Genomic DNA, 3,998 nt, shown 5'->3' on the forward strand with positions numbered 1-3,998 from the left:
CCGGCGTGCTCAGGTCGGGATCGCGTTTCGCCCAGAAGAGAGCGATGAACGCCTCCGCTTCCTCGTCGCTCGCGACCTCCTTCCAGGCCTTTTTCTCGGCCTTCGTCAGCAGGAACCCCTCCGGTCCCTCGAAATACGTCCACAGCGAGTGCGAGAGCTGAGCAGCAGCCGAGCTCGAAACCAACAGAAGGAGCATGGAAAGGGCCGATTTCTTCATGTGTCCCTCCACGGTCGGGTGCCGACACTGCCCCTGGCCGTCATCCTATTCGATACGGGAGGCTGACCGACGAGTTTAGTCACCGGCCAAAACACTATTACTCAGGATCGGGAGCTCCATACGTCTGGGCGAAGCTGTCAGAGGATCATGGCAAGGATTTCGAGGCGGCGCTCGTCAAAATCCGCAGGCCTTCTTGACCATGCGGTCGATGTCGCGCGCGTGCATGCCCTGCGGGTCCCTCGGCTGCTCGCTCAGCCCCGCGTAGTGGAGGGCCTCGTGGATGAGCACCGCCGCCGCGCATTCATGACTCCCCCGGTTGGGGAGGTACCAGCCGGTCACCAGCCATACCCTGATCGGGAAAGGAAAGCGGTGCCCGGTGGGGGTAACGCACCCCGGCCGTGGCGCGAGCCCGCGAGCGCCGAGATGCGATCGGTGATGTGATGCCGCCTGCCCCATACCGACACGATCGGGCGCGGCGGCTCGTAAGTAATGAAGCTACAGTGGCTTAGTTGTGGGGATTTTGTGGGGATCGAAAATTCTCGAAATGCAATCGATTCTCAGAATTTCCAGGTTGGGAACCGCCCACCGACAGTGATTCCTGACGGCAATCTCAGCCGGATGCGATCGTGCGCAGGCGCTCTCGCGCCTCCTCCTCGCTGGCGCAGACCTGGAGGATGTCCGTCAGCATGACGATCGAGAACACTTCCTCGATTTTCTCGCTGCAGCCACAGATCGCGACCGCGCCACCGGAACTGCGAAGGCGGACGAGAAACCGAACCAGGGTGCCGATGCCGGCGCTGGTGACGATCGGCACGTCGGTGAGGTCGAAGATGAAGAAGCGCGAGTCTTTGGCCACGCCGGTGGTGAGCTCTTCCCAGAGTCGGGTGGCACCGTCGACCTCGAGGTTGCCCGAGAGACGGACGGCGAGACCGTCCGGAACGTCTGCAACGGGCTCGCACCTCAGCTTCATGACAATTCGTCAAACCTCCCGATCGTTCATAAACGCAGCAAGTCTAACATTCGCCCGTCGTGTAAAGCGCGGCCACTGCCGCAACACGGCCCCATCCCGATCGACGCCCTCGTACCGCCATCGATTGTCGATGGGTGTACCATCAAGAGCACGGTGACAACTCTGTACGTGATTCCTGGAGACGCTGAGCCGTTCGATCACCAGTTCGACGGCGACTCGCTGGTGATCGGACGCTCGTCACGCTGCGATCTGGCGGTCGCCGACCGGTGCCTTTCGCGCCAGCACGTTCGCATATTCAGATCTGACGAGAGTTGGCTCGTTGAAGACATGGGTTCGCGCAATGGTACGCGTGTCAACGGGAAGACCATCTCGGGACAGACACCTATCGCCCCCGGTGACGTGATCGACGCGTCGATGTCGCGGATCACCTTCGGGCGCGATGAAAAGGCGATCAAGTCGGGGCAATCCTTCTCCGACTCACAACTCTCCATTTACCGCCCCGCCAGTGACATCATCGCCAGGTCCGAAATCGAGGTCGTGGCGCCTTCCGACTCCGGGGTCGAAGAGCTACGCCGGGCTGCCGACCGGCTCAGAGTACTCTACGACGTCCACACCGCCCTTGATGAATCGACGACTGCCGAAGAGCTTGTCGATCATGTCCTCGAACGGGTTTTCGTTCACCTTCGGCCCCAGCACGGAGCCATATTTCTGACAGACAACGGCGGTCTGGCACGGGTGAGCAGCCGCTCGCAGGTCGACAGCATCGACGACTTTCCGGAATCGAAGAGTCTCGCCGAGGAGGTCATCGGCAAGGGCCATGCGGCGGTCATCCACGACGCCTCGACCGACCCCATGGTCCAGGGGGCTTTAAGCCTGCAGGATTCCGGGGTCCGCACCCTGGTCGCCGCGCCGTTGCTGACGCCGGAGGGCGCAATCGGAATGATCGTCCTCAGCTCGAATCTTGCCGCCCGCCTTTTCGGGGAAGACGATATGGAACTTCTGACGGTTGTAGCGTCTGCCGCAGCGCTGCGCCTGCGCAACTTCGCCCTCGCCGAGGAGGCTGCGGAGCGACGGCGCTTCGAGCAGGAGGTGGCGATCGCGCGCCGCATTCAGGTAGCGCTGCTACCAACAGAATTGCCACAGGTTGCCGGGCTCGAGATCTACGGCAAGAATACTCCCTCGAGAGGGGTTTCAGGAGACTACTACCAAGTGATCGAGAGGCCGTCGGCAAACGAGGTGGCTGTGATCATCGCAGACGTCTCGGGCAAGGGAATCGGGGCATCGTTGCTCACTGGTTATGTCGACGCTCTCGTCAACGCCTACCTTGGCGAGAACATGGAACCGGCAGAAATCTTCAACCGCGTGTCTCCGCAGATGAACGCCAAGACACCCGTTGAGTCCTTCGCGACCGCCTTTCTCGGTATCCTCTCAGTCGAAACCGGCACCCTCAGATTTGCCAGCGCGGGTCACGACCCGACCATCCTGCTTCGATCGGATGGCGGTACTGAGCTTTTGATGCCGACCGGAATGCCGCTCGGCCTGATGCCGGAGGCCACCTACGGAGTGTCAAAGGCCACTCTCGATCCCGGCGATTCGATGGTCATGTACACCGACGGCATCACCGAGGCGGCCAATCCCGAGCAGGAGGAGTTCGGACGGCAACGGCTGGTCGACGTCTGCGGGCAAAACCACGACCAGGCGCCAGCGGATCTCGCCGCCTCGATCGACGATACCGTCGACGCCTTCGTCGAAGGTGTGCCCTACCACGACGACCGGACGCTGGTGATCCTCCGTCGCTCTGCAACCTGAATTCGGCTCGCGGCAGCCGAACCCGCTGCTTCCTGAATCGCCCACGACATCAGGTCTACTGAGCGGTGAGCCGTGCCAGCCGAGCCAGAAGCTGCTCCTCATCGGCGGCGTTGGCAACGCCGATGATCCCTCCGTTAGTGCGGATGACGCCGATGAATCCGCTGTAGGGAACCTCGCGGAAGAGGACCGTCGCCCCCTCGCGATTGGTTTCTTGCCACACAGCGGCGAGCTTCGTCCACGCCTCTTCAGCCGCGACCTCGTTCGGCGTCATCAGGACGAAGACCTGGTACTCGGACCCGGCATCGTCGGCGTAGGCAGCGTGCACGCATTCGTTGAGCTCGGACAGGCCGTACAGTGCTTCCCGCGTGTACTGGCTGGAGCCGGGAACCATGTCGTTGATCGGCAGGGCAGCGAACTCCGGCGGGAGGCCGGCTTCGCCCGGCAGGGCGTTGGCGATCTCGGTCAACAGGGCCTCTCCGGTGGCTTGATCGATCTCACCCTCGTAGGCCTCGACCTTGGTGTAGTACCGGTCCTTCAACAGCAGGCACTGGTACGGAGGGGACACCACCGCCTCGGTGCCGATCGGCAGTGTGGTTTCCTCGGCCGGCGCCTCGGTCCGATACATCCCGAAGGCGTTGAGGGGCCGCCCCATGTCGTAGACGGAGATCATCGCCGTCACGCCGTCCCGGCTGTAGTTCTGGACGGTCACGCTCTCGAAGCCGTAGCTCAGGAAGGTGTCGGCGGCGCCGTTGATCAGCTCCCACAGTCCTGCAACGTCGTAGGTGGAAGGCTCGCCCTCGGGCGTCCAGCCGGAAATCTCCAGGAATCCTTCGGGGCCCGAGGAACATGAAAGCGCGGTAACCACAGACATCACCAGAAGAACTCGTTTCATCATTCCTTCTCCATTGTGTCGGAGCGCTCGACGCTCCAATTCATGAATTCCGTTGCTCGCATTCCGGCTACGCCAGGGTCAACAGCCCGTCGGCGGCCAAGAGATTTGCC

General features: G+C 62.3%; 5 protein-coding genes. 1 reads left to right on the forward strand and 4 read right to left on the reverse strand.

The genetic code is table 11. The features are described from left to right. The 3 genes from LJE93_00705 to LJE93_00715 all read right to left on the reverse strand — a co-directional run. Positions 1-217: hypothetical protein (locus tag LJE93_00705; protein MCG6947424.1), on the reverse strand; the 217-nt coding region annotated here is incomplete at its 3' end. A 174-nt stretch (positions 218-391) separates the two neighbouring features. Continuing rightward, the gene (locus LJE93_00710; GenBank protein ID MCG6947425.1) at positions 392-556 is read right to left on the reverse strand and encodes a hypothetical protein; all 165 of its coding nucleotides are present in this window, start codon (positions 554-556) and stop codon (positions 392-394) included. A 271-nt stretch (positions 557-827) separates the two neighbouring features. Next, entirely contained in the window at positions 828-1,187 is a 360-nt protein-coding gene (locus tag LJE93_00715) for an STAS domain-containing protein (protein ID MCG6947426.1), read from the reverse strand. Positions 1,188-1,340: 153 nt separating this feature from the next. On the opposite strand from LJE93_00715, the gene LJE93_00720 reads away from it, so the two are divergent. After that, on the forward strand, positions 1,341-2,996 hold the full coding sequence (locus LJE93_00720; protein ID MCG6947427.1) for a SpoIIE family protein phosphatase: 1,656 nt from the start codon (positions 1,341-1,343) through the stop codon (positions 2,994-2,996). Positions 2,997-3,051: 55 nt separating this feature from the next. Here LJE93_00720 and LJE93_00725 read toward each other — a convergent pair whose 3' ends face one another. Continuing rightward, a complete protein-coding gene (locus LJE93_00725) occupies positions 3,052-3,891 on the reverse strand; it encodes a hypothetical protein (GenBank protein ID MCG6947428.1) in 840 nt (279 codons plus the stop codon). Positions 3,892-3,998 lie beyond the last annotated feature (107 nt).

The organism is Acidobacteriota bacterium (assembly GCA_022340665.1).
GTDB lineage: Bacteria > Acidobacteriota > Thermoanaerobaculia > Thermoanaerobaculales > Sulfomarinibacteraceae > Sulfomarinibacter.